The 24,698-nt window shown below is 72.8% G+C and carries 21 protein-coding genes; 12 read left to right on the forward strand and 9 right to left on the reverse strand.

Annotated elements, in window-relative coordinates; all coding sequences use genetic code 11:
- Together ACN9MM_RS27140 and ACN9MM_RS27145 are read right to left on the reverse strand one after the other, a co-directional pair.
- Positions 1–1,800: an ABC transporter ATP-binding protein gene (locus ACN9MM_RS27140; RefSeq protein ID WP_426366235.1), complete on the reverse strand. Its 1,800-nt coding sequence runs from the start codon at positions 1,798–1,800 to the stop codon at positions 1–3.
- A complete protein-coding gene (locus ACN9MM_RS27145; RefSeq protein ID WP_426366237.1) occupies positions 1,797–3,575 on the reverse strand; it encodes an ABC transporter ATP-binding protein in 1,779 nt (592 codons plus the stop codon). Before ACN9MM_RS27145 ends, ACN9MM_RS27140 begins: the two co-directional genes overlap by 4 nt.
- A gap of 137 nt (positions 3,576–3,712) precedes the next feature.
- Between ACN9MM_RS27145 and ACN9MM_RS27150 the strand changes: the two genes are divergently transcribed.
- The 4 genes from ACN9MM_RS27150 to ACN9MM_RS27165 are packed head-to-tail and all read left to right on the forward strand — an operon-like array spanning position 3,713 to position 7,313.
- Positions 3,713–4,615, forward strand: a complete 903-nt coding sequence (locus tag ACN9MM_RS27150; RefSeq protein ID WP_426366238.1) for an ABC transporter ATP-binding protein — start codon at positions 3,713–3,715, stop codon at positions 4,613–4,615.
- Positions 4,612–5,361 carry an ABC transporter permease gene (locus ACN9MM_RS27155; RefSeq protein WP_426366239.1) on the forward strand — a complete coding sequence of 250 codons (750 nt, stop codon included), beginning with the start codon at positions 4,612–4,614 and terminating at the stop codon, positions 5,359–5,361. Before ACN9MM_RS27150 ends, ACN9MM_RS27155 begins: the two co-directional genes overlap by 4 nt.
- A 15-nt stretch (positions 5,362–5,376) precedes the next feature.
- The gene (locus tag ACN9MM_RS27160; protein WP_426366240.1) at positions 5,377–6,675 is read left to right on the forward strand and encodes a sensor histidine kinase; all 1,299 of its coding nucleotides are present in this window, start codon (positions 5,377–5,379) and stop codon (positions 6,673–6,675) included.
- On the forward strand, positions 6,672–7,313 hold the full coding sequence (locus ACN9MM_RS27165) for a response regulator (RefSeq protein WP_426366242.1): 642 nt from the start codon (positions 6,672–6,674) through the stop codon (positions 7,311–7,313). The genes ACN9MM_RS27160 and ACN9MM_RS27165 overlap by 4 nt, the downstream gene beginning before the upstream one ends.
- Before the next feature lie 533 nt (positions 7,314–7,846).
- Here the strand turns inward: ACN9MM_RS27165 and glgX are convergent.
- Positions 7,847–10,051, reverse strand: coding sequence for a glycogen debranching protein GlgX (gene glgX, locus ACN9MM_RS27170; RefSeq protein WP_426368839.1), 2,205 nt, complete (start codon positions 10,049–10,051; stop codon positions 7,847–7,849).
- A 164-nt stretch (positions 10,052–10,215) separates the two neighbouring features.
- On the opposite strand from glgX, the gene ACN9MM_RS27175 reads away from it, so the two are divergent.
- The 6 genes from ACN9MM_RS27175 (at position 10,216) to ACN9MM_RS27200 (ending at position 16,871) form a co-directional block, all read left to right on the forward strand.
- On the forward strand, positions 10,216–11,457 hold the full coding sequence (locus ACN9MM_RS27175) for an Ig-like domain-containing protein (RefSeq protein ID WP_426366243.1): 1,242 nt from the start codon (positions 10,216–10,218) through the stop codon (positions 11,455–11,457).
- Positions 11,458–11,804: 347 nt separating this feature from the next.
- On the forward strand, positions 11,805–13,067 hold the full coding sequence (locus ACN9MM_RS27180; RefSeq protein ID WP_426366245.1) for a L,D-transpeptidase: 1,263 nt from the start codon (positions 11,805–11,807) through the stop codon (positions 13,065–13,067).
- Between the two features lie 81 nt (positions 13,068–13,148).
- Positions 13,149–13,916 carry an enoyl-CoA hydratase/isomerase family protein gene (locus ACN9MM_RS27185; RefSeq protein ID WP_376515348.1) on the forward strand — a complete coding sequence of 256 codons (768 nt, stop codon included), beginning with the start codon at positions 13,149–13,151 and terminating at the stop codon, positions 13,914–13,916.
- Between the two features lie 119 nt (positions 13,917–14,035).
- Positions 14,036–14,542, forward strand: coding sequence for an ATP-binding protein (locus ACN9MM_RS27190; protein ID WP_382870010.1), 507 nt, complete (start codon positions 14,036–14,038; stop codon positions 14,540–14,542).
- Positions 14,543–14,928: 386 nt separating this feature from the next.
- Positions 14,929–15,693, forward strand: coding sequence for a polysaccharide deacetylase family protein (locus ACN9MM_RS27195; RefSeq protein ID WP_426366247.1), 765 nt, complete (start codon positions 14,929–14,931; stop codon positions 15,691–15,693).
- A complete protein-coding gene (locus tag ACN9MM_RS27200; RefSeq protein ID WP_426366249.1) occupies positions 15,693–16,871 on the forward strand; it encodes a YncE family protein in 1,179 nt (392 codons plus the stop codon). Before ACN9MM_RS27195 ends, ACN9MM_RS27200 begins: the two co-directional genes overlap by 1 nt.
- 116 nt (positions 16,872–16,987) lie before the next feature.
- On the opposite strand, the gene ACN9MM_RS27205 is transcribed toward ACN9MM_RS27200, so the two are convergent.
- Positions 16,988–17,626, reverse strand: a complete 639-nt coding sequence (locus tag ACN9MM_RS27205) for a GNAT family N-acetyltransferase (RefSeq protein ID WP_361736020.1) — start codon at positions 17,624–17,626, stop codon at positions 16,988–16,990.
- 74 nt (positions 17,627–17,700) lie between these two features.
- Here ACN9MM_RS27205 and ACN9MM_RS27210 point away from each other — a divergent pair, with 74 nt between their 5' ends.
- A complete protein-coding gene (locus tag ACN9MM_RS27210) occupies positions 17,701–17,916 on the forward strand; it encodes an EF-hand domain-containing protein (protein WP_426366251.1) in 216 nt (71 codons plus the stop codon).
- On the opposite strand, the gene ACN9MM_RS27215 is transcribed toward ACN9MM_RS27210, so the two are convergent.
- Positions 17,901–18,779, reverse strand: coding sequence for an ABC transporter permease (locus ACN9MM_RS27215; protein ID WP_426366252.1), 879 nt, complete (start codon positions 18,777–18,779; stop codon positions 17,901–17,903). The genes ACN9MM_RS27210 and ACN9MM_RS27215 overlap by 16 nt on opposite strands.
- A complete protein-coding gene (locus ACN9MM_RS27220) occupies positions 18,776–19,765 on the reverse strand; it encodes an ABC transporter ATP-binding protein (RefSeq protein ID WP_426366254.1) in 990 nt (329 codons plus the stop codon). Before ACN9MM_RS27220 ends, ACN9MM_RS27215 begins: the two co-directional genes overlap by 4 nt.
- A 312-nt stretch (positions 19,766–20,077) precedes the next feature.
- Here ACN9MM_RS27220 and ACN9MM_RS27225 point away from each other — a divergent pair, with 312 nt between their 5' ends.
- Entirely contained in the window at positions 20,078–21,298 is a 1,221-nt protein-coding gene (locus tag ACN9MM_RS27225) for an FAD-dependent monooxygenase (RefSeq protein WP_426366256.1), read from the forward strand.
- Between the two features lie 112 nt (positions 21,299–21,410).
- Here the strand turns inward: ACN9MM_RS27225 and ACN9MM_RS27230 are convergent, their stop codons facing one another.
- From ACN9MM_RS27230 to gcvH, 3 genes are all read right to left on the reverse strand, one after another.
- Positions 21,411–22,781, reverse strand: coding sequence for an L-serine ammonia-lyase (locus ACN9MM_RS27230; RefSeq protein WP_426366257.1), 1,371 nt, complete (start codon positions 22,779–22,781; stop codon positions 21,411–21,413).
- Positions 22,782–22,943: 162 nt separating this feature from the next.
- On the reverse strand, positions 22,944–24,212 hold the full coding sequence (gene glyA, locus ACN9MM_RS27235) for a serine hydroxymethyltransferase (protein ID WP_383798347.1): 1,269 nt from the start codon (positions 24,210–24,212) through the stop codon (positions 22,944–22,946).
- A 31-nt stretch (positions 24,213–24,243) separates the two neighbouring features.
- Positions 24,244–24,621: a glycine cleavage system protein GcvH gene (gcvH, locus tag ACN9MM_RS27240; protein WP_426366259.1), complete on the reverse strand. Its 378-nt coding sequence runs from the start codon at positions 24,619–24,621 to the stop codon at positions 24,244–24,246.
- Between the last annotated feature and the right edge of the window lie 77 nt (positions 24,622–24,698).

A 24,698-nucleotide genomic window follows, 5' to 3' on the forward strand; every position in this document is an offset into this window, starting at 1 on the left:
TCACCCCACCAGGCTGTCCCGCCAGGCCTGGTGCAGGCCCGCGTAGTGGCCGTCGCCCTGCACCAGGGCCGACGGGTGGCCGTCCTCGACGATCCGGCCCGCCTCCATCACCAGGACCCGGTCCGCCACCTCGACCGTGGACAGGCGGTGGGCGATCACCACCGCCGTACGGCCCGCCAGGACCGTGTCCATCGCCCGCTGCACCGCCCGTTCCCCCGGCACGTCGAGGGAGCTCGTGGCCTCGTCCAGGATCAGGACCGCCGGGTCCGCCAGGAGCGCGCGGGCGAAGGCCACCAGCTGGCGCTGGCCGGCCGAGATGCGGCCGCCGCGCTTGCGGACGTCCGTGTCGTAGCCGTCCGGGAGCGTGGTGATGAAGTCGTGCGCCCCGATCGCCTTCGCCGCGTTCTCGATCTCCGCGCGCGTCGCGTCCGGGCGGCCGATCGCGATGTTGTCCGCGACCGTGCCCGAGAACAGGAAGGCCTCCTGCGTCACCATCACCACGCTGCGCCGCAGGTCGGGAGTGGTGAGGTCGCGGAGGTCCACACCGTCCAGCTCCACGCGGCCCGCGGTCGGGTCGTAGAAGCGGGCCAGGAGCTTCGCCAGGGTCGACTTGCCCGCGCCCGTCGCGCCCACGACCGCCACCGTCTGGCCCGCCGGGATCGTCAGGTCGAACGCGGGCAGGACCTCGCCGCCCGTCCGGTAGCCGAAGCCGACGCCGGAGAAGGTGATCGCGCGACCGCCCGAGCGGGGCGGCAGCTCCTTGGGCGCGGTGGTCTCCGGGACCCCCGGTTCCTGCGCGAGGAGGCCGGCGATCTTGGCGAGGGACGCCGCGGCCGACTCGTACGAGTTCAGGAACATGCCGAGGCGGTCGATCGGGTCGTACAGGCGGCGCATGTAGAGCACCGCCGCCGCGAGGACGCCCAGTTCGAGCGATCCCGCCGCCACGCGGTACGCACCCCACAGGCACATGCCGGCGACCGCCGTGTTCGCCACCAGGCGGGAGCCGACCACGTAACGGGCCATTTCGAGGAGGGCGTCGCCGTTGCTGCGCTCGTGGCGGTGGTTCAGCCTCGCGAACTCGGCGTCGTTGGCCCGTTCGCGGCGGAACGCGCGGACCGGGCGGATGCCGTTCATCGTCTCCGCGAACTTCACGATCACGCCCGCGATCGCCGTGGAACGCGCCGCGTACACCCTGCCCGCGCGTGCCTGGTAGACGCGGACGAGGAGGTACAGCGGGAGGAAGCTGGCCACCGCCACCGCTCCGATGCCCCGGTCGAGCCAGAGGAGGATCAGGGAGATCGACGCGAAGGAGAGGACCACGCCGATCAGCTCCTGGAGGCCCTCCTGGAGCAGTTCGCGCAGCGACTCGACGTCCGTGGTCGAGCGGGAGATCAGCCGGCCCGAGGTGTACCGCTCGTGGAAGTCGACGCTCAGGAGCTGCGCGTGGCGGAAGATCCTGCCGCGCAGATCCAGCAGCACGTCCTGGTTGATCCTGGCCGCGCCGCGCACGAACGCGTACTGCAGGACGCCCGAGAGGCTCGCGCAGAGCAGGTAGCCGAGCGCCACGGCGATCACCGGGCCGTGGTCACCGGCGCGGAACGCCGGGACCCCCCGGTCGATGGCGTACGCGACGAGCAGCGGTCCCGCCTGGAGCGCCGCCTCCCGGAGCAGCAGGATCAGGGCCGCGATCACGAGACGGGAGCGGTGGGTGCGCAGCAGGGAGCCGAGCAGGGCGCCCGTCGCTCCCCGGGGCGCCGGGAGGTCGTCGCGGTCGAAGGGGTCGGCCGGGGTGTCCGTCATCGGTTCTCGGTCCCTTCGCCGGACATCAGCCAGGCGTACTCGGTGCTGGAGCGCAGCAGTTCCTGATGGGTGCCCACGGCCGTGATCCTGCCCCGCGAGAGCAGCGCGACCCGGTCGGCGAGCATCACCGTCGACGGGCGGTGCGCCACGACCAGGGCCGTCGTCTCCCGGAGCACCTCGCGCAGGGCCGCCTCGACCCGGGCCTCCGTGTGGACGTCGAGCGCCGAGAGCGGGTCGTCCAGGACCAGGAACCGGGGCCGGCCGACCACCGCGCGGGCCAGGGCGAGGCGCTGGCGCTGGCCGCCCGACAGGCTGAGGCCCTGCTCGCCGACCTGGGTCGCCGTGCCGTCCGGGAGCCGGTCCACGAAGCCGTCCGCCTGGGCGACGTCCAGGGCGCGGCGGAGTTCCGGGTCGCCGGCTCCCTCCGCGCCCATCAGGACGTTCTCGCCGACGCTCGCCGAGAACAGCGTCGGCTCCTCGAAGGCCATCGAGACGAGGGCGCGGAGCCTCTGCCGTTCCATGAGGGCGATGTCCTCGCCGTCGAGGAGGATGCGGCCGGCCGTCGCCTCGTGCAGGCGCGGGACGAGGGCCGTGAGCGTCGTCTTGCCGGAGCCCGTGCCGCCGACCAGGGCCAGGGTCTCGCCGGGGCGGATGTGCAGGTCGATGCCGTCCAGGACGGGCGGTGTCCCGTCGGGGGCGTCCGGGTAGCGGAAGGTGACGTTCTCGAAGCGGACCCCGTCGGGGGTGCCGCCGGTCCCGGCGATCCCGGCCGTCTCCGGCTCCTCCGCCGCGTCCATCACCTCGAAGTAGCGTTCCGTCGCGGTGGCCGCCTCCTGGCTCATCGCGAGCAGGAAGCCGATCGACTCGACCGGCCAGCGCAGTGCCAGGGCCGTCGACAGGAACGCGACGAGGGTGCCCGCCGACAGGTCCCCGTCGGCGACCTGCACCGTGCCCAGCACGAGGGCCGCGCCGATGGCCAGTTCCGGTACGGCGGTGATGACCGCCCAGATCATGGCGAGCAGCCGGGCCTTGGCCAGTTCCGTGCCGCGCAGCTGTCCGGCGAGTTCGCGGAACGCCCGCGCCTGGCTGCGGTGCCGGCCGAAGCCCTTCACGATCCGGATGCCGAGGACGCTCTCCTCGACGACCGTCGTCAGGTCGCCGACCTGGTCCTGCGCGGTGCGCGCCACCGCCCCGTACCGCCGCTCGAAGAGGTTGGACACGAGCACCAGGGGGAGCACGGGCGTGAGCAGCAGCAGGCCCAGGGACCAGTCCTGGGCCATCAGGAGGACGTAACCGGCGAGGATCGTCACGGCGTTGACCAGGAGGAAGGTCAGCGGGAAGGCCAGGAACATGCGGACCAGCATCAGGTCCGTCGTACCGCGCGAGAGCAGCTGTCCGGACGCCCAGCGGTCGTGGAAGGCGATCGGCAGGCGCTGGAGCCTGCCGTACAGGTCGGCGCGCATCCGGGCCTCCACGGAGGACAGCGGGCGCGCCACCAGCCAGCGGCGGTAGCCGAACAGGACGGCCTCGGTGATCCCGAGGAGCAGCAGGTACAGCGCCCCGAGCCACACGCCCCCCGGGTCCCGGTCCGCGACGGGGCCGTCCACCAGCCACTTCAGGACGAGCGGGATCACCAGCGACAGACAGGACGCGACGATCGCGACGATCGCGGCCGTGAACAGCCGGCCCCGGACGGGCCGCACGTACGGCCAGAGGCGGAGCAGGACGCGGACTGTCGACCGGTCGGGGCGCGGGGGCTTCGGTTTCTCGGGCATCAGGTCCGACCATACGGTTCACGCCTGTCGCGGCTCATCCGGTTTTCGGTCGTACCCCGGCATCAGCCGATCGGTTGATGCCGGTTCGAGCGCGATGGCCGATGGGCGGGAACGCGCCCGCTCGGCAGGCTGGGGACATGACAGCGATCGAGGTGCGGGGACTGCACAAGACGTACGGCGGCCGGAAGGTCGTCGACGGGGTTTCGTTCGAGGTCGGCGAGGGGGAGATCTTCGGGATCCTCGGCCCCAACGGCGCCGGCAAGACCACCACGGTGGAATGCGTCGAGGGACTGCGGACCCCCGACGCCGGGACGGTCCGGGTGTGCGGGTACGACCCCGGCACCCGGCGCGACGAGCTCACCCGGGTGCTCGGGGTGCAGCTCCAGGAGAGCGAACTCCAGGCCAAGCTGACCGTCCGCGAGGCGTTCGACCTGTACGCCTCCTTCTACGAGCGGCCCGCCGACCGGCAGGAGCTCGCCGAGCGGCTCGGGCTCCTCCCGCACCTGCGGACCCGGTTCGGGAAGCTGTCCGGGGGGCAGAAGCAGCGCCTGTTCATCGCCCTCGCGCTCCTCGGCGACCCCCGGGTCGTCGTCCTCGACGAACTCACCACCGGCCTCGACCCGCGGGCCCGCCGCGAGGTGTGGTCGCTCGTGGAGTCCCTCCGGGACTCCGGGGTGACCGTGCTGCTCGTCACGCACTTCATGGAGGAGGCGCAGCGGCTCTGCGACCGGATCGCCGTCCTCGACCGCGGGCGGATCGCCGCGCTCGACACCCCGGACGGGCTGATCGGGCGCGCCTCGGCCGCCAGGGAGATCTCCTTCGACGCGGACACCCCGCTCGACCCGGAGGCACTGCGCGCCCTGCCCGGCGCGGTGTCCGTCACGACGGCGGACGGCCGGACGGTCGTCGCCGGCACGGAGGAGACCGTCGCCTCCTTCGTCTCCCTCCTCGCCCGCGAGGGCGTCATGGCCGGCCAGCTGCGGGTCGCCGACGCCACCCTCGACGACGCCTACCTCGACCTGACGGGAACCGACCGATGAGCACCTCAAGCCCCGCCGTGACCGTCCTGCGCACCGAGTTCCGCCTCTTCGGCCGTGAACCCGGCGCCCTGTTCTGGGTGATGATCTCGCCCACGGTGCTGCTCGTGATCCTCGGCCTGATCCCCTCCTTCCGGGAGGCGTCCGAGGACCTCGGGGGGCGCCGGGTCATCGACGTGTACGTCCCCGTGTCCGTGCTCTTCGCACTGATCATGTCCGGGCTCCAGGCCATGCCCCCGGTCCTCGCCGCCTACCGCGAACGCGGCATCCTCCGCCGGATGTCCACCACCCCCGTCCGGCCCGGGACGCTGCTCACCGCCCAGCTCGTGCTGCACGGCGCCGCCGCGCTCGTCTCCGCGCTGCTCGCGATCACGGTGGGCCGGCTCGCCTTCGGCGTCGCCCTGCCGGAGAACCTCGCGGGATACGCGCTCGCCCTGCTGCTCGCCGTCGCCGGCGTCCTGGCCCTCGGCGCGGCCGTGTGCGCGGTGTCCCGGACCCAGAAGATCGCCACCGCCGTCGGCTCGGCCGTCTTCTTCCCCTCCATGTTCACGGCCGGCGTCTGGGTCCCGGTCCAGTCCATGCCCGATACGCTGCAGCGGATCGTCGGGTTCACCCCGCTGGGCGCCGCGTCCGAGGCCCTCGACGCGGCCGCCGCGGGCGGCTGGCCCGGCTGGGCCGCGCTCGGGGTGATGGCCCTGTGGACGGCCGCGCTGACCGGTGCCGCGGTGCGCTGGTTCCGCTGGGAGTAGAGAGGGGGCGGCGGGGTGCCCACCACCGTCGAGGAACGCTGGCGGCAGTTCTTCCGCTGGGGACCGTACGGACTGCTCGGCGTCGCCACCGTGATCGCCGTGGGGTCGGCGGACCTGTTCATGGACCGTACGGAGCGGGTGACCGCCGCCGCGCTGGTCGGGGCGGCCCTCCTCCTCCAGGTGGTGTGGCACGTGCGGTGCGCGCGGATCGTCGCGGCCTCCGGATGGGACGACGGCACCCCCGGGGCCGCGCTCGTGCTCGTGCCGGGCGCTCCCGGGCCCGCCTCCGTCACCCACTTCGCCGTCCGCACCGGGATCGCGTTCGCCCTCACCTGGCTCAACCCGTTCTTCGCGATCTACGCCTGCGTCGGCTACTTCGACGCCGTCCAGCTGCTGCCGCGCCGCCTCTCCCACGCCGGGATCCTCGTCACCGCCGTCACCATGGCCGGCTCCCAGTCCGGCGGCCTGCCGCCCACCTCCCTCGTCCAGTGGCTCGCCTTCGGCGGCCTCCTCGGCCTCAACGGCGTCCTCTCCCTCGGCTTCTCCCACCTCGCCGAGAAGGACGCCGAGAAGGCCGCCGAGCGGGCCGCCACCATCGCCGAACTCGGCCGCACCAACACCCGCCTCGAACAGGCCCTCGCCGAGAACTCGACCCTCCAGGCCCAACTCCTCCTCCAGGCCCGCGAGGCCGGGGTCGCCGACGAGCGGCGCCGGCTCGCCGCCGAGATCCACGACACCATCGCCCAGGGCCTCACCGGGATCGTCACCCAGCTCCAGGCGGCGTCCGCCGCGCCCGACGGGGAGCGCGCCGAGGCACACCTGCGCCGGGCCGCGGACCTCGCCCGGCACAGCCTCGGCGAGGCCCGCCGGTCCGTGCGGAACCTCGGCCCGGTCGCCCTGGAGCACGACGAGCTCCCGGAGGCCCTCCGCAAGACGGTCGCCGACTGGGCCGAACGCACCGGTGTCGACACCCGGTTCACCGTGACCGGCACCGAGGCGCCGCTGCACGACGAGGTCGCCGCGACCCTGCTGCGGATCGCCCAGGAGGCCCTGTCCAACGCCGCGCGCCACTCCGGGGCCGCCCGGGCCGGCGTCACCCTCTCCTACATGGGCGACGAGATCACCCTCGACGTACGGGACGACGGCCGCGGCTTCGATCCCCTCGCCCGCCGCGAACGCCGGGGCGACGGCGGCGGGTTCGGACTCGACGGCATGCGGGCCCGCGCCGAGCGCCTCGCCGGCACGGTCGCCGTGGAGACCGCGCCCGGCGAGGGCACGGCGATCTCCGCTCGCGTACCGTTGGGCGGGCCATGACCGACATCACGCTCCTCATCGTCGACGACCACCCCGTCGTAAGGGACGGCCTGCGCGGCATGTTCGACGCCGAGGGCTCCGGCTTCCGCGTCCTCGGCGAAGCCCCCGACGGCGTCCACGGCGTCGAACTCGCCCTGGAACTCGACCCCGACGTCGTCCTCATGGACCTGCGCATGCCCGGCGGCGGCGGAGTGGACGCGATCGCCGAGCTCGGCCGGCGCGGCGCCCGCTCCCGGGTCCTCGTCCTCACCACGTACGACACCGACACCGACACCCTCCCGGCGATCGAGGCCGGCGCCACCGGCTACCTCCTGAAGGACGCGCCCCGCGAGGAGCTGTTCGCGGCGGTACGGGCCGCCGCCGAGGGCCGCACGGTCCTCTCCCCGGCCGTCGCCTCCCGGCTCGTCACCGCCGTCCGCGCGCCGGCCGCTGCCGGCGCCGCGCTCTCCGCCCGGGAGGGCGAGATCCTCGCCCTCGTCGCGAAGGGCACGGCGAACCGGGCGATCGCGGCGGAGCTGTTCATCAGCGAGGCGACGGTGAAGACGCACCTCACCCACATCTACGCGAAGCTCGGCGTGAACGACCGCGCGTCGGCCGTCGCCACGGCCTACGACCGAGGAATCCTGGGCGGCCCCTGAAGAACCAGCCCGCGGCCGCGCCGTCGCGTGGTCCCGCGCCCGCTGCCCGTGTGGGCCGCACCGCCGCGTGCGCCCGCGCCGGGCGGTGCCTGTCGCCCGGGCCCGCGCCCTGGCGGTGCCCCGCCGTCGCGTGGGACCCGCGCCCTGGCGGGCGGTGCCCGTCGCCCGCTGCCATGCGCGTGCCCGTCGCCCGCTGCCCGTGTGGGCCTTCGCCCGCTGCCGTGTGGGCAATCGTCCCGCTGGGCGGGACGGGTGGGCACACGGGACGGCGCCCTGTGCGGCGCCTCCGCTCCCTGGGCCTGGACCCGCACCCCTTGCTCGGTGCGCAACGGGTGCGGGTCCGGGCGCGTAAGCCTCGGGCGCCGGCAGGGGCGCCGTTCCGTTGTGCCCACCCTCCCCCAAGCTCTCGGCTTCGCTCGAGCAGGGGGGACCCCCATCGCCCCGGCGGAACGCATGCCCACAACGGGGGTGGGCGCCGGCCCACAACGGGGTGGGCACCGCCCACAACGGGGGGCGCCGGCCACGACGCAGGGCTACGCCCTCACCCGTAGCAGCACCATCGACCGCGCCCCCACCGTGATCGTCCCGCCGCCCGGGTGCGACGTGGCCGGTGCCTCCGACTGGTCCTCCCTCGCCGTGTCGACGACGAGTTCGTACGTCTCCGCCCAGGGCGGGCCCGGGAGGCGGAACTCCAGGGGGCGGGAGCCCGCGTGCAGGACCGCGAGGAAGCTGTCGTCGGTGATCTGCTCGCCCCGCTCGTCCCGGCCCGGGATGTCCCGGCCCGACAGGTAGAGGCCGAGCGTGGCCGTCGGCGCGTACCAGTCGCGTTCCGTCATCTCGGCGCCCTCGGCGGTGAACCAGGCCAGGTCCCGCAGCCCGTCCGCGCCCTGCGGCCGGCCGGAGAAGAAGGCCCGGCGGCGCAGGACGGGGTGGCGGTGGCGCAGTGCGAGGAGCCGGCGGGTCAGGGCGAGGAGGCCGCCCCGGCCCGGGTCGTCCGGCAGCGACCAGTCGAGCCAGCTGAGCTCGTTGTCCTGGCAGTACGCGTTGTTGTTGCCGCCCTGCGTGCGGCCGGTCTCGTCGCCGGCGACGAGCATGGGGACCCCGGTGGACAGGAGCAGGGTGGTGAGGAGGTTGCGCTGCTGGCGCAGGCGCAGCGCGTTGATCGCGGGGTCGTCGGTCTCGCCCTCCGTCCCGCAGTTCCAGGAGCGGTTGTCGTGGGTGCCGTCCCGGTTGCCCTCGCCGTTGGCCTCGTTGTGCTTGCGCTCGTACGTGACGAGGTCGCGGAGGGTGAAGCCGTCGTGGGCGGTGACGAAGTTGACGGAGGCGTACGGGCGGCGCCCGCCCCAGGCGTACAGGTCGCTGGAGCCGGACAGCCGGTAGCCGAGGTCCCGTACGTCGGGCAGCGCCCCGCGCCAGAAGTCCCGCACGGCGTCCCGGTAGCGGTCGTTCCACTCGGTCCAGAGCGGCGGGAAGGCCCCCACCTGATAGCCGCCGTTGCCCACGTCCCAGGGTTCCGCGATGAGCTTCACGCGGCGCAGGACCGGGTCCTGGGCGATGACCGCCAGGAAGGGGGAGAGCATGTCGACGTCGTGCATCGAGCGGGCCAGCGCCGCCGCCAGGTCGAAGCGGAAGCCGTCCACGCCCATCTCGGTCACCCAGTACCGCAGGGAGTCGGTGATGAGGCGGAGGACCTGCGGCTGCACGACGTGCAGGGTGTTGCCGCAGCCGGTGTAGTCGGCGTAGCGGCGGGCGTCGGACTGGAGCCGGTAGTAGCCGCGGTTGTCGATGCCCTTCAGGGAGAGGGTGGGGCCCAGCTCGCCCGCCTCCGCGGTGTGGTTGTAGACGACGTCGAGGATGACCTCGATCCCGGCCGCGTGCAGCGCCCGCACCATCCGCTTGAACTCGCCGACCTGCTGCCCGGCGGTCCCCGAGGAGGAGTAGCCGGCGTGCGGGGCGAAGTAGCCGAGGGAGTTGTAGCCCCAGTAGTTGCGCAGCCCGCGCCGCAGCAGGTGGTCCTCGTGCGCGAACTGGTGCACGGGGAGCAGTTCGACCGCGGTCACGCCGAGCCGGACCAGGTGGTCGATCGCGGCGGGGTGCGCGAGCCCGGCGTACGTGCCCCGCAGGTGCTCGGGGATGCCCGGGTGCAGCCGGGTGAATCCCTTGACGTGCAGTTCGTAGATGACGGAGTCCTGCCAGGGCGTCTTGGGCCTGCGGTCGTCGGACCAGTCGTCGTCGTCATGGACGACGACGCCCTTCGGGACGTACGGGGCGGAGTCCCGGTCGTCGCGGACGGTGTCGGCCACGTGCTGCTGCGGCCAGTCCCGGACGTGTCCGTACGCCTCCGGGGGCAGCGCCGCGAAGTCGCCGTCGACGGCCCGCGCGTACGGGTCGAGGAGCAGCTTCGCCGGGTTCCACCGGGCGCCCGTCCACGGGTCCCAGCGGCCGTGCACCCGGTAGCCGTACCGCTGCCCCGGTCCGACGCCCGGCACGAAGCCGTGCCAGATCTCGTGCGTGAGCTCGGTCAGCGGGAGCCGCGTCTCCGTCCCGGAGTCGTCGAAGAGGCACAGCTCCACGGCCTCCGCACCGCCCGCCCACAGGGCGAAGTTGGTGCCCGTCACCCCGTCGGGGCCGACCCGGCAGCGGGCTCCCAGCGGGGTCGGCGCCCCGGGCCACACCGGTGGCCCGGCCCGCTTCAGGGCATGCTCCGGTACCGCCTCCTGCTCGGCTGCGCTCGCCACCGTCCCGGCCTCCCGCGGCTCGTCGGGCCCGCACCCGGGGAAGCGGCGGCGTCCCGGCCGCCGCTCCCGCGCGTGGTTCTCCCCCTGTTCTGCCCGCACGGCCGTCCTCCCAACATGACCCGCACGCACGTTTCCCCTGGAGGGTGGCTGTCGTTGGGCCGAGCGTGAGACTTGTATGGAAGCGGGCGAGGCGCGCCCTCGTGGCGGCGGGACTGACGGCGGGGCTGGCGGCGGGGCTCGCGGGCTGCTTTGGAGCGGACGGCGGCGGGGGTGGTGGAAGGGGCGACGGGATCGGCCTGCCGGGCACGGCGCGGGCCCCGGGCGATGTCATCCGGGTGAGTCCGGAGGACGGCAGCCGGGCGGTGCCGTCGGACGGGCCGGTCGAGGTGCGGGTGGACAGCGGGCGGCTCGAACGGGTCACCGTCGCCCAGGTCGAGGACGGCCGGCGGGCCGAGGTCGCGGGGGAGATCTCGACGGACGGGCTGCGCTGGCGGCCCCGGCCGGACACACGCCTCGCGCTGGCCGCCAAGTACAGCGTGGACGCCGTCGCGCTCGACGGGCACGGGCGCCGCTCGGCCCGGCACACCACCTTCACCACGGTGGTCCCCGAGTCCCGCTTCATCGGCTACTTCAAGCCGGAGAACCGTTCCACGGTCGGCACCGGCATGATCGTCTCCTTCGGTTTCAACATGCCGATCGAGAACCGGGCCGAGGTCGAGCGCGCCATCCGCGTCACCTCGGACCCACCGGTGGAGGTCGTAGGCCACTGGTTCGGCAAGGAGCGGCTCGACTTCCGTCCCGCCGCGTACTGGCGGCCCGGCACCGAGGTCACCGTCGAGCTCGGTCTGCGGGACGTCGAGGGGGCGCCCGGGGTGTACGGCATCCAGCGCAAGACGGTCGGGTTCACCGTCGGGCGCTCCCAGATGTCCCTGGTCGACGCCGCGGAGCACACCATGGAGGTCCGCAGGAACGGCGAGGTCCTCGCCACCGTGCCGATCACCGCGGGCGCGCCGAAGACCACCACGTACAACGGGAAGATGGTCGTCACCGAGCTGTACGACGTGACGCGGATGGACGGCAGGACGGTCGGCTTCGGCGGCGAGTACGACATCAAGGACGTGCCGCACGCGATCCGCCTGACCGACTCGGGCACCTTCCTGCACGGCAACTACTGGGCCGACGCGTCCACCTTCGGCTCCGCGAACGTCAGCCACGGCTGCGTGGGCCTACGGGACGAGAAGGGCGGCAGCGCGACCTCGCCGGCGGGCTGGTTCTTCGACCGGACGCTCATCGGCGACGTGGTGGAGGTGGTCAACTCCCGCGACAAGGAGGTCGCCCCCGACAACGGCCTCGGCGGCTGGAACCTGGACTGGAGCGGGTGGAAGGCGGGCTCCGCGCTGCGCTGATCCCGGCGCGTCCGCCCGCGCACGTCCCCGGGGGCCCTAGGGGGTGTCTTGCCGATCAGGCCGGGCTCGCGGCGTCTGGTGCCGCGCCTCGCCGCGTTGTCGTCGGTCGACAACGCTCCGCGTTGCCTCCCTCCTCCGCCTTGCGATGCACGGCACCAGACGCCGCTCCCTGATCCGGCCTGATCGACAAGACACCCCCCCCTAGCACGCCGATCGGGACGGAACGGTGACATTCACGAAGAACTTTCGTGTCCTGCGGTGTGATTATCTAGCGCTGTGTGCGCGGATGGATGCGCACGGGGGTGGGGCCGTGGCGCAGCCAGGCCGTGCGAGGGGAGACGACCACAGTGAACGGGCAGCCGATATCGGGGGCATCGGTCAAGAGCGGGCGGCGGCGGCGCGGGGGCGTCACGCTGCAGGCCCTGACGGCGGGGGCGATGCTCCTGGTGCTGACCGCCTGCGGCGGCGGCGAGACCGCCACCGGCGGCGGGGGTGCGGGGGGCCAGGCGCCGGCGGCCCAGGGCGGCGGCAAGCAGGAGAACGCGGCCTCCCAGGCGGTCGTGACGATCCTTCCGAAGGACGGCGCCGACTCGGTCGCCACCAGCGGGGTCCTCAAGGTCACCGCCGAGCAGGGCAAGCTGACCACGGTCACGGTCGCCGACTCCAAGGGCGCCGAGGTCGAGGGCAAGCTCGCCGCGGACGGCGCGAGCTGGTCGCCGACCGCGCACCTGTCCGCGGCCACGCAGTACAAGGTCCACGCGATCGCGAAGGACGCCGACGGCCGCGAGTCGGCGAAGGACACCACCTTCACCACGCTCGTCCCGAAGAACACCTTCATCGGCCAGTACACGCCCGAGGACGGTTCGACCGTCGGCGTCGGCATGCCGGTGTCCATCAACTTCACCCGGGGCATCACCGACCCCGAGGCCGTCGAGAAGGCCATCAAGGTGACGGCCGTCCCGGCCGTCGACATCGAGGGCCACTGGTTCGGCAACGACCGCCTCGACTTCCGTCCCAAGGACTACTGGGCCGCCGGCACCAAGGTGACGGTCGCGCTGAACCTGGACGGCGTCGAGGGCCGCCCGGGCGTCTACGGCAAGCAGAAGAAGACGATCTCCTTCACCATCGGCCGCCGCCAGGTCTCCACCGTCGACGCGAGCGCCAAGACGATGAGGATCGAGCGCGACGGCAAGATCATCAAGACGCTGCCGATCACCGCGGGCGCGCCGTCCACGACCACGTACAACGGTCAGATGGTCATCAGCGAGAAGTACAAGGTGACCCGCATGAACGGGGCCACGGTCGGCTTCGGCGGCGAGTACGACATCAAGGACGTGCCGCACGCGATGCGTCTGTCGAACTCGGGCACCTTCGTCCACGGCAACTACTGGGCCTCTTCCTCCACCTTCGGCTCGGCGAACGTCAGCCACGGCTGCGTCGGTCTGCAGGACGCGCGGGGTGCGGGCGACAGCTCGATGCCGGCGGCCTGGTTCTACGACAGCTCGATCATCGGCGACGTCGTGGTCGTGAAGAACTCCAAGGACAAGCAGATCACCCCGGAGAACGGCCTCAACGGCTGGAACATGGACTGGTCGGAGTGGATCGCCTAGTCGTACGCGACTGAGTGCGGGCCCGGTGCTGTGAGCAACAGCACCGGGCCCGTCGGCGTTAACGGACACTAACCTTTCCCCATGACTGTGAACCTCGAAGTCGCCGAAGGCGTCGGCACGATCCGCCTCGACCGCCCCCCGATGAACGCCCTGGACGTCGCCACCCAGGACCGGCTGCGCGAGCTGGCCCAGGAGGCGACCGACCGCGACGACGTGCGGGCCGTTGTCCTGTACGGCGGCGAGAAGGTGTTCGCGGCCGGCGCGGACATCAAGGAGATGCAGGTCATGGACCACGTGGCCATGGTCAAGCGCTCGCGCGCCCTCCAGGACTCCTTCACCGCCGTCGCCCGCATCCCCAAGCCGGTCGTCGCCGCGATCACCGGCTACGCGCTCGGCGGCGGCTGCGAGCTGGCGCTCTGCGCCGACTACCGGATCGCCGCCGACAACGCCAAGCTGGGCCAGCCGGAGATCCTCCTCGGCCTGATCCCCGGCGCGGGCGGCACCCAGCGCCTGTCCCGTCTCGTCGGCCCCTCCAAGGCCAAGGACCTCATCTTCACCGGCCGGATGGTGAAGGCCGACGAGGCCCTCACGCTCGGCCTGGTCGACCGGGTCGTCCCGGCCGCCGAGGTGTACGAGCAGGCGCACGCCTGGGCCGCGAAGCTCGCGCAGGGCCCGGCGGTCGCCCTGCGGGCCGCGAAGGAGGCGATCGACCAGGGTCTCGAGGCCGACATCGACACCGGTCTCGCCATCGAGCGCACCTGGTTCGCCGGACTGTTCGCCACCGAGGACCGCGAGCGGGGGATGCGCAGCTTCGTCGAGGAGGGCCCGGGCAAGGCGAAGTTCGCCTGACGCTCCCTCACGGGGCGGACGGTGATCCTTCACGGGACGGGTGACGTTCCTTCACGAGTGGGGGCCGATTCCACCGGAACGGCCCCCGCGGACCGCTCCGTGCGGCCATGATGGGGGGCATGTCGGGCCTGGAGGGTAGGGAACAACCGCGGCAGCGCGCGAGCGCCGCCGCGCCGCGGTGGTCACCGGCCGCGGATGACGAACAGGCCGCCGAACAGGTGGAGTTGTACGGCAACCCCGCCGATGAGGACGTCCGGCTGCCGTCCCGCCCCGAGTCCGCGTGGGTGGCCCGCAGGCTCACCCAGCACGTGGTGCTCCGGCAGTGGGGGCTGGGCCCGCAGATCGCCGAGCACGCGGTGCTCCTCGTCTCCGAGCTCGTCGGGAACGCCGTCCGGCACACCGGCGCCCGGGTCTTCGCCCTCCGGTTACAGCGGCGCCGCGGCTGGATCCGGATCGAGGTGCGCGACCCCTCGCGCGGACTGCCCTGTCTGATGCCGGTGCACGAGCTCGACATCAGCGGACGGGGGCTCTTCCTGGTCGACAAGCTCGCGGACCGCTGGGGCGTCGACCTGGCGCCCCGCGGCAAGACGACGTGGTTCGAGATGCGGGTCGCGGACCGCCCCTGATCCCCGTGGCCCCGGACGCACGGAAGCCCCCGTGCGCCGTGGTGAGGCGCGTGGGGGCTTTCGTGTGGTGCGCCGTGGACGGGGGGGTGTATCCACGGCCGCTATGTCGACCTGGCCCGGGTCAATGGGGGTCGTGTCTCCGACTATGGCAGACAGGTGGCCTTGCCGCCAAAAGTCCCTACCGGGGCAAGGTGGGTCAAAAACGGACAGTTCAACAGTGAATCGTTGGTGACGTGCAGCACTCGCCTTGTAAATAGTGAATGGCTATGCGGTTCATCGATTGTTTCCCGGGGTCGTCCGCATGCTGGACGCCCTGCGCGCGCCCGTAAACGTCCTGAATTGGCCTAATCATGACCAATCGGGCGCAATCCCCCTTAAATGGTCGCGTGAAGCCGACCGACCGCCGAGGAGCCCTCCGGGCGGGCGCGGCCGCCGCCCTCGCGGGAGCCCTCGCCACCGCCTGCGGCACGGACCCCCGCCCCGCCCCCGCCGCCGGGCGCAGCCCCGCCCCCGCGCCCGCCGCAGCCCCGGCCCCCCGGCGCTTCCCCGGACAGCCGGACGAGATCGCCCACGGCCCGCGCGACCGGCCCCGGGTCGCCCTCACCTTCCACGGCCAGGGAGACCCCGCCCTCGCCACCCGGCTCCTCACCGAGGCGGAGAAGGCCGGCGCCCGCGTCACCGTCCTCGCCGTCGGCAGCTGGCTCGACGAACACCCCGCCCTGGCCCGCCGCGTCCTCGACGGCGGCCACGACCTCGGCAACCACACCCAGCGCCACATCGACATCAACGCCATGACCGAGGCCGAGGCTCTCACCGAGATCGAGGCCTGCGCCGCCCGGCTGCGCCGGCTCACCGGCTCCGTCGGCACCTGGTTCCGCCCCTCCCGCACCCAGCACGCCGGCCCCGCCGTCCTGCGCGCCGCCCGCCGCGCCGGATACCCGCACGTCCTCTCGTACGACGTCGACTCCCTCGACTTCACCTCACCCGGCGCCGCGGCCGTCGTCCGCAACGTCACCGGGCCGGTCCGCGCCGGATCCGTCGTCAGCCTCCACTTCGGCTACCCCGACACCGCCGCCGCGCTGCCCCTCCTCCTCGCCGACCTCGACCGCCGCGGCCTGAGCGCGGTCACCACCACGGAGCTGCTGAGCTGATGGCACACGTCACGAAGAGAACACGCACCCTCCTCGCCGCCGCCCTCCTCGCCGGCCTCGCCGGCTGCGGCAGCGCCCACCACCCCGAGGGCGCCACCCCCGTGAAGAAGGCCGCCCCCGCCGTGCCCAAGCCGGCCGCCGCCCCCGCCGGACTGCCGGGGATGCCTCCCCCGCTCGACGCCCACGACGTCTACGCCGCCGACCGGCCGAACCAGCTCTCCCCGGTGGTGCGGAACTTCCCCTCCCGGGTCTACGTCCCCAACACCAACTCCAACACGGTCTCCGTCATCGACCCCACGACCTACCAGGTCGTCGAGACCATCCCGGTCGGCGTCCAGCCCCAGCACGTCGTCCCCTCCTGGGACATGAAGACCCTGTGGGTCAACAACAACCGGGGCCACACGCTCACCCCCATCGACCCCGCCACCGGCATCGCCGGCAAGCCCGTCGAGGTCCACGACCCGTACAACCTCTACTTCACGCCGAACGGCAAGTACGCCATCGTGATGGCCTCGCTCGACCGCGAACTCGTCTTCCGCGACCCGCACACCATGGAACGGAAGAAGTCCGTCCCGGTCAGCTGCTACGGCGTCAACCACGCCGACTTCTCCGCCGACGGACGCTACTTCGTCGTCTCCTGCGAGTTCTCCGGCGAACTCCTCAAGGTCGACACCGAGAAGATGGAGGTGATCGGCCAGCAGAAACTGCCCTTCGACGGCGCCATGCCGCAGGACGTGAAGATCTCCCCCGACGGCAAGACCTTCTACATCGCCGACATGATGGCCCACGGCATGTGGGTCCTGGACGGCGAGAAGTTCACCACCCCCACCCTGCTCCCCACCGGCAAGGGCTGCCACGGCCTCTACATCAGCCGGGACTCGCGCGAGATGTACGTCTCCAACCGCGGGGAGGGCTCGGTCTCCGTCTTCGACTTCGGGCAGAACAAGCTCACCAAGAAGTGGTGGCTCCCGGACGGCGGCTCCCCCGACATGGGCGGCGTCTCCGCCGACGGCAAGGTCCTGTGGCTCGCCGGACGCTACGACTCCGAGGTCTACGCGATCGACACCACGACGGGGAAGCAGCTCGCCCGCATCCCCGTCGGCAGCGGCCCCCACGGCCTCGCCGTCTACCCCCAGCCCGGCCGCTACTCCCTCGGCCACACCGGCATCTTCCGGTAGCGGGCCGGGGCCGGGGCGGGCCGGGTCGGGGTCGGCGGTCGGGGTCGGCGTGTCGGGGCCGGGTCGGGTCGGGTCGGGGTCGGGGTCGGCGGTCGGCCGGCCGGGGGCCGGGCCGGTCAGACGGCCGTCAGGAGCGCCTCCGAGGCCACCGGGCGGTAGCCGGCCGCCTGGAAGACGCGGACGCTGCGGGCGTTGCCCGGAGCCTGCTGGGCCCACACCACGTCGCCCGGGGTGAGGTGGCGGGCGGCCGTCGCCAGGGCCCGGCCCAGGCCCCGGTGGCGCACCTCCTCGTCCACCTCTATGGCCGCCTCCCAGCGGCCCGCGACACCCCGGCCCAGGATCAGGACCCCGCCGTCCGCCGCCCACACCCGGACGTCGTCGCGGTACTTCAGGGCCCGCGCCACCCGGGGATGCGAGGGGTCGTCGATCTCACGGAGCTCCAGCGGGGGCGGGCCCGGCAGCGCGTCGGCGACCGTGAGCAGGTCGATCGTGTTCATGCGGCGGCCGGTGCGGGCCATCAGCGCCAGCAGGAAGGCCGGGTTCATGCTCGCCGCCAGCGGGTCGGCGGACGTGGCGGCCAGCTCGGCCCGCACCCACTCGGGGTCGGCGTCCGTGAAGACCACCGAATGGGCCGTGAAGGCGAGCACTCCCGCGTCCCGGGGCCCCGGCTGGGGCACCACCGTCGTCGCTCCGTCCGGCGGGGGGAACTCCCCGTGGGCGGCCGCTGCCAGGATCCGTGCCACGTCGTCGTTCATGCCCCCATCATCCGGCACCGGGGAGCCAGCTAATCTGACCCCCGTCAGACAAGCACCGAGAAGGGGCGGACGCAGTGGCGGACATCGACGACGCACGCAGGGCATTCAACAGTTTCGACACCGACGGGGACGGTTTCATCACCGCCGCGGAGTACAAGAGCCTCATGGCGAAGCACGGCGACTTCAACGTCACCGAGACGGTCGCCGCGGTGCTCATCAAGCAGCGCGACGACAACGGCGACGGTGTGCTGTCCTGGGACGAGTTCTGGGCGCACTACAGCAAGGCCTGAGCCGGCGCCTGACGCCAGGCCCCTCCACCGGGTCCCGGTGGGCGCAGCAACCCCGTGTTGCCGCCCGCCCGGGGCCCGGTGTCGTTTCCGGCGGGTTCCCGGTTCCCGGGGACGTCGCGCCACTGGAAGCCGGCGTCGTGCGTGAACAGCGCCAGCATCGCGTCGTTGAACGGCTTCACGGGCAGCAGGCCCGCGATGGTGTTCAGGAGCTCGGCGTGGATCGGGAAGTAGCTGCCCGAGATGAAGACCAGCGGGAACTGGATGAACTGCACGACGGCCGGGGCCGCCTCCGAGTTCTTGATCAGCGGGGCCACGCCGACGCCGAGCGCGCAGAAGCTGGCCGCGCCGAGCACCAGGGTGAGGAGCACCGCGCCCCAGTGCGTGGGCAGGTCGACGCCGTAGAGGGCGCCGATGCCGAAGACGAGGGCGACGTCCACGATGCTGACGACCACGCAGTGCACGAGCAGACCCGCGAAGTACACCCAGGCGGGCAGCGGGGTGGCGTGCAGCCGCTTGAGGACGCCGGTCTGCCGGCGCATCGCGAGCACGATCGCCAACTGGCCGTAGCAGGCGCCGAGTACGGACACGGCGGCGATGACCGGCGTGTAGTACTGCATGCCGGTGAGGCCGAAGAAGAAGTCCTGGCCCTCGCTGCCGCTGAAGACGGCGCCGAAGATGCCGATGATGACGATCGGCAGCACGAACGTGAAGACCATCGACTGAGGGTTGCGCCAGAACGACAGCTGTTCGTAGCGGATCTGGTGGCCGAGCAGGGCGAGCGGGTTCCGCTCGCGGGGCGCGTCCGCGCGGACGGACGGGGCCGCCGCGGCGGTCTCGGCGGTCGGGGGGATCAGGGTGGTCATGAGCGGCTCCGTCCGGGTCGGCGCCCACGTCCCGCGGGCGCCTTGCGCCCCCGCGCGGACGACGGCGAGGAGGCTTCCTGCTGTACGTACTCGCTGGTCAGGCTCAGGTAGACGTCCTCGAGGGTCGGCTGCTCGACGGTCAGCCGGTCCAGCGGCGCGCCCCGGTCCAGGGCCCAGCCGGTCAGCCGGTGCAGCGCGGCCGTCGGCTCCGTCGTCTCGGCCGTCACGAGGCCGTCCTCCACGTCGTTCACCGGCAGGGGCACGTCGGCGAGCGAGGCGCCGGCCGGCAGCGCGAAGCGGATCCGGGTCTGGGCGCTGTCGCGTCCGCCGAGCGTGTCCGGCGTGCCGGAGGCGACGATCCGGCCCTCGGCGATCACCACGACCGAGTCGGCGAGGGCCTGCGCCTCGTCCATGTAGTGGGTGGTGAGGACGATGGTGGTGCCGTCGTCGCGCAGGTTGCGCACGACGTCCCAGGCGCCGCGGCGGGCGTTCGGGTCGAAGCCGGTGGTCGGCTCGTCGAGGAAGAGCAGCCGCGGCCGGCCGACGACGCCGAGGGCCAGGTCGAGGCGGCGCTTCTGGCCGCCGGACAGGTCCTTGACCTTGGCGCCCTTCTTCTCGTCCAGACCGACGAGGTCGAGGAGCTCGTCGACGTTCCGCGGGTCCGGGTAGTAGCCGGCGTTCCGCGCGACGGTCTCCCGCACCGACAGGTACGGCTCGACGGCGATGTCCTGGAGGACCAGGCCGACCTGGCCGCGCAGCCAGTGCCCGTCGGCCTTGACGCCGGGGTCGCGGCCGAGGACCTCCACGCGGCCGCCGTCGCGGTCGCGGAAGCCCTCCAGGATCTCCAGGGTGGTGGTCTTGCCCGCGCCGTTCGGCCCGAGCAGGGCGAAGATCTCGCCCTCGGAGACGGTGAAGTCGACTCCGCGTACGGCCTCGTGGTCGCCGTACCGCTTCTGCAGGCCTTCGACGGCCACCGCGGCGGTCACCGCGGTCCCTCGGCTCGTGTCATCTGTCTCTCCCGGTGTCGTGGGACGTCGTGGGGTCGTCGCCCGCAGACGGACTCCGGGGCGCGGCCTCGACGTTAGGCGCGGGGCGGGGCCCCCGGGCGGGCGCGCCGGGGCGCCGGTGACGGACGTCATGGAAGCCGCGACAGTTGTCAGCGCGGACCGTGACCCGCGTTGCCGGGGGCGGGGGGCCCGCCCATGCTCGGGATGCGGCGGACGGCCGGACCCGGGGGAGACCGCGGCCGGCGACGCCGGCGGTGCCGACACAGCAGCGACGCGGAAGGCGGTCCCAAGGTGCGGTTCGGAGATCTGGACGAGTGGGGGGCGGAGGAGCGGCCGCACGTCTCGGTGGTCGGCGCCGGCATCGGCGGCCTGGCCCTGGCCGGTGCGCTCTCCTCCCTGGGCGTTCCGTACACGGTGTACGAGCAGGCGCGGCGGCTCGCCGAGGTGGGGGCGGGCGTCCAGCTCTCGCCGAACGCCGTCCGGCCGCTGCTGCGGCTCGGCCTCGGCCCGGCCCTGCGGGAGCGGGCGGTCGCGATCGAGGCCATGGAGGTACGGGGGTGGAGCGGGCGCCCGATCGCGCGGACGCCGCTGGGCGCGGAGTGCGAGCGGATGTTCGGCGCCCCGTACTACGCGGTGCACCGCGCCCACCTCCACGACGCGCTGCTGTCCCTGGTCGACCCCGGCGCCCTCAAGCTCGGCGAGCGGCTGAGCGAGGCACGGGAGACCGGGCCCGAGGGCGTCCGGCTGACCTTCGAGGACGGGACGGTCCGCGGGGCGGAGCTGGTGGTCGGCGCCGACGGCATCCACTCCACGGTCCGCGAGGCCTTCCGGCGCGACGACCCGGAGTTCGCCGGGCTCGGCATCTACCGGGGCCTGGTGCCGGTGGACGCCCTCCCGGACACGGCCCGCGAGCCCCTGGTGCGCCTCTGGCTCGGCCCCGGCGGGCACTTCGTCTGCTACCCGGTCGCGGCGGGGGAGTACCTGAGCTTCGCGGCCACCGTGCCGATGACGGAGTCGCCCGGCGAGTCCTGGTCGGCCCCGGGCGACCCGGAGGCGCTGCGCGCGGTCTTCGGCGGCTGGACCGGTCTGGTCGCGGACGTCGTGGCCGCCGTCGGGTCGACGCACCAGTGGGCGCTGCACGACCGTCCGCCGCTGGACGTCTGGTCCTCGCGCCGGCTCACCCTGCTCGGCGACGCGGCGCACCCGATGCTGCCGTTCATGGCGCAGGGCGCCAACCAGGCGGTCGAGGACGCGATGGACCTGGCGGCCTGCCTGGCGGACCCGGCGGCGGCGACCACCGCGGCCCGGCTCGACCGCTACCAGGCGCTGCGGATCCCGCGCACGGCCGAGATCCAGCGCGGCTCGCGCGGCAACGCCGGCATCCTGCACCTGCCCGACGGCCCGGCGCAGCGCCGCAGGGACGCCCGCATGGCGGTCCACGCGGCCCTGCGCGACCGGGCGATGCTGTACGCCCACGAGACGGGCCGGAGCGTGGTGCCGGCCCCGGCGTGAGCGGCGGCACGACGGAAACGGAAACGGCCGGTCCCGGGGACCCTCCGCCGTGCGGGCGGGGAAGGCCCTGACCGCGCCGAAGATGGAAACGCGCTGGTCAGGGCCTACGACCTCAGCACTCGATGATGTTCACCGCGAGACCGCCGCGCGCCGTCTCCTTGTACTTCACGCTCATGTCGGCGCCCGTCTCCTTCATGGTCTTGATGACCTTGTCGAGGGAGACCAGGTGGCTGCCGTCGCCGCGCATCGACATCTTCGCCGCCGTGACGGCCTTGACCGCCGCCATGCCGTTCCGCTCGATGCACGGGATCTGCACCAGGCCGCCGACCGGGTCGCAGGTCAGGCCCAGGTTGTGCTCCATGCCGATCTCGGCGGCGTTCTCCACCTGCTCCGGGGAGCCGCCGAGGACCTCGGCGAGCGCGCCCGCCGCCATCGAGCAGGCCGAGCCGACCTCGCCCTGGCAGCCGACCTCGGCGCCGGAGATCGAGGCGTTCTCCTTGAAGAGCATGCCGACCGCGCCCGCCGCCAGCATGAAGCGGACGATGCCGTCGTCGTCGGCGCCCGGCACGAAGTTCGTGTAGTAGTGCAGGACGGCGGGGATGATGCCGGCCGCGCCGTTCGTCGGGGCGGTGACCACCCGGCCGCCCGCCGCGTTCTCCTCGTTCACGGCCATGGCGTAGAGCGTGATCCACTCCATGGCGTGCATCTTCGGGTCGCCCTCGGAGCGCAGCTTGCGGGCCAGGTTCGCGGCGCGGCGGCGGACCTTCAGGCCGCCGGGCAGGATGCCCTCGCGGGACATGCCGCGCGAGACGCAGGACTGCATGACCCGCCAGATCTCCAGGAGACCGGCGCGGATCTCGTCCTCGGTGCGCCAGGCCTTCTCGTTCTCCAGCATCAGCGCGGAGATCGACAGGCCGGTCTCCTTCGCGAGGCGCAGCAGCTCGTCGCCGGTGCGGAAGGGGTACTTCAGGACGGTGTCGTCGGGGACGATCGGGTTCTCGCCGGCCACCGCGTCCTCGTCGACGACGAAGCCGCCGCCGACCGAGTAGTAGGTCTTCTCCAGGACGAGGCCGCCCTCCGCGTCGTACGCGAAGACGGTCATGCCGTTGGCGTGGTACGGGAGCGCCTTGCGCCGGTGCAGGATCAGGTCGGCGTCGAAGTCGAAGGGGATCTCGTGCGCGCCGAGCAGGTTGATCCGGCCGCCCGCCTTGATCCGCTCGAACTCGGCGTCGGCGGTCTCCACGTTCACCGTGCGCGGGGAGTTGCCCTCCAGGCCCAGCAGGACCGCCTTCGGGGTGCCGTGGCCGTGGCCGGTGGCGCCGAGCGAGCCGTACAGCTCCGCTCGTATCTTCGCCGTGTGGGCGAGCAGGCCCTCGTTCTTCAGCCGGCGGCCGAACATCCGGGCAGCCCTCATGGGGCCCACCGTGTGGGAGCTCGACGGACCGATGCCGATCGAGAACAGGTCGAAGACCGAGATGGCCACGGGAGGACTCCTTGTGGGGGCTGGACGCCGTTGTCTGCCGGGGTGGAGCAGCGAGGGCTGAGCAAGGGGCGGGGCACCGCGCCCACTGTCCAGTGTGCGCGGTGCCCCGGAGCTTTCGTGCGAACGACCGCAGACGGGCCGCAGAACAAAAGGGTACGAAATTTACTTCAGGCCGGGGTACAGCGGGTGCTTGTCCGCCAGCGCGGTCACCCGGGCCTTGAGGGCGGCGGCCTTGTCCGCGTCGAAGCCCGGCTTCAGGGTCTCGGCGATGACGTCGGCGACCTCGGCGAAGTCGTCGGCCTGGAAGCCGCGGGTGGCGAGCGCCGGCGTGCCGATGCGCAGACCCGAGGTGACCATCGGCGGGCGCGGGTCGTTCGGAACGGCGTTCCGGTTGACCGTGATGCCGACCTCGTGGAGACGGTCCTCGGCCTGCTGGCCGTCGAGCTCGGAGTCGCGCAGGTCCACCAGGACCAGGTGGACGTCCGTGCCGCCGGACAGGACGGAGACACCGTGGGCGGTGACGTCGTCCTGGACCAGGCGCTCGGCGAGCGCGCGGGCGCCGTCCAGGGTGCGCTGCTGGCGCTCCTTGAACTCCTCCGAGGCCGCGACCTTGAAGGAGACGGCCTTGGCCGCGATCACGTGCTCGAGCGGGCCGCCCTGGAATCCGGGGAAGACGGAGGAGTTCAGCTTCTTCGCGAACTCCTTCTTCGCCAGGATGATGCCGCCGCGCGGGCCGCCGAGCGTCTTGTGCGTGGTGGAGGTCACCACGTCCGCGTACTCGACCGGGTTCGGGTGCAGACCGGCGGCGACCAGGCCCGCGAAGTGGGCCATGTCGACCCACAGGTAGGCCTCGACCTCGTCGGCGATCCGGCGGAACTCGGCGAAGTCCAGCTGGCGCGGGTAGGCGGACCAGCCCGCGATGATCACCTTGGGGCGGTGCTCCTTGGCGAGGCGCTCGACCTCGGCCATGTCGACCAGACCGGCCTCGTCCACGTGGTACGCGACCACGTTGAACTGCTTGCCGGAGAAGTTCAGGCGCATGCCGTGGGTGAGGTGACCGCCGTGCGCCAGGTCCAGACCCAGGATCGTGTCGCCGGGCTGGGCGATCGCGAAGAGGGCGGCCTGGTTCGCGGAGGCGCCGGAGTGCGGCTGGACGTTGGCGTACTCGGCGCCGAACAGGTCCTTGATCCGGTCGATGGCGATCTGCTCGGCCACGTCGACGTGCTCGCAGCCGCCGTAGTAGCGGCGGCCCGGGTAGCCCTCGGCGTACTTGTTGGTGAGGACGGAGCCCTGGGCCTCCATGACCGCGACCGGAGCGAAGTTCTCCGAGGCGATCATCTCGAGGGTGGACTGCTGACGGCGGAGCTCGGCGTCGACGGCGGCGGCGACGTCGGGGTCCAGCTCGTGGAGGGGAGTGTTCAGAAGCGACATGAATCGATCCCTAGGGGTCTCGGGCCCGGTCTCAGCCGGCGGAGAACGCGGTGTACTCGTCGGCGGTGAGCAGCTCCTCCGGCTCACCGGTGACGCGCACCTTGAACAGCCAGCCACCCTCGAACGGAGCCGTGTTCACCAGCGACGGGTCGTCGACCACGTCCTGGTTGGCGGCGACGACCTCACCCGTGACGGGGGAGTACAGGTCGCTCACGGACTTCGTCGACTCCAGCTCGCCACAGGTCTCGCCCGCGGTGACGGTGTCGCCGACCTCGGGGAGCTGGGCGTAGACGACGTCACCGAGCGCGTTGGCCGCGAACTCCGTGATGCCGACGGTCGAGACGCCGTCCTCGGCGTCCGACAGCCACTCGTGCTCCTTGGTGTAGCGCAGCTGCTGGGGGTTGCTCATGACCTGATTCTCCTGGATCGGGGGAGTACTGATGAACGTCGGTCTCGCGGGATGAGACCGGGGGTGAGACGACTGCG

This window comes from Streptomyces sp. E-08 (assembly GCF_049913095.1).
Taxonomy (GTDB): Bacteria; Actinomycetota; Actinomycetes; order Streptomycetales; family Streptomycetaceae; genus Streptomyces.

Excerpts from the sequence above, each read along its gene's own strand:
- ACN9MM_RS27140 (WP_426366235.1), bottom strand. The coding sequence starts at position 1,800 with ATGACGGACACCCCGGCCGACCCCTTCGACCGCGACGACCTCCCGGCG.
- ACN9MM_RS27145 (WP_426366237.1), bottom strand. The coding sequence starts at position 3,575 with ATGCCCGAGAAACCGAAGCCCCCGCGCCCCGACCGGTCGACAGTCCGC.
- ACN9MM_RS27150 (WP_426366238.1), top strand. The coding sequence starts at position 3,713 with ATGACAGCGATCGAGGTGCGGGGACTGCACAAGACGTACGGCGGCCGG.
- ACN9MM_RS27155 (WP_426366239.1), top strand. The coding sequence starts at position 4,612 with ATGAGCACCTCAAGCCCCGCCGTGACCGTCCTGCGCACCGAGTTCCGC.
- ACN9MM_RS27165 (WP_426366242.1), top strand. The coding sequence starts at position 6,672 with ATGACCGACATCACGCTCCTCATCGTCGACGACCACCCCGTCGTAAGG.
- ACN9MM_RS27185 (WP_376515348.1), top strand. The coding sequence starts at position 13,149 with ATGACTGTGAACCTCGAAGTCGCCGAAGGCGTCGGCACGATCCGCCTC.
- ACN9MM_RS27190 (WP_382870010.1), top strand. The coding sequence starts at position 14,036 with ATGTCGGGCCTGGAGGGTAGGGAACAACCGCGGCAGCGCGCGAGCGCC.
- ACN9MM_RS27200 (WP_426366249.1), top strand. The coding sequence starts at position 15,693 with ATGGCACACGTCACGAAGAGAACACGCACCCTCCTCGCCGCCGCCCTC.
- ACN9MM_RS27205 (WP_361736020.1), bottom strand. The coding sequence starts at position 17,626 with ATGAACGACGACGTGGCACGGATCCTGGCAGCGGCCGCCCACGGGGAG.
- ACN9MM_RS27215 (WP_426366252.1), bottom strand. The coding sequence starts at position 18,779 with ATGACCACCCTGATCCCCCCGACCGCCGAGACCGCCGCGGCGGCCCCG.
- glyA (WP_383798347.1), bottom strand. The coding sequence starts at position 24,212 with ATGTCGCTTCTGAACACTCCCCTCCACGAGCTGGACCCCGACGTCGCC.
- gcvH (WP_426366259.1), bottom strand. The coding sequence starts at position 24,621 with ATGAGCAACCCCCAGCAGCTGCGCTACACCAAGGAGCACGAGTGGCTG.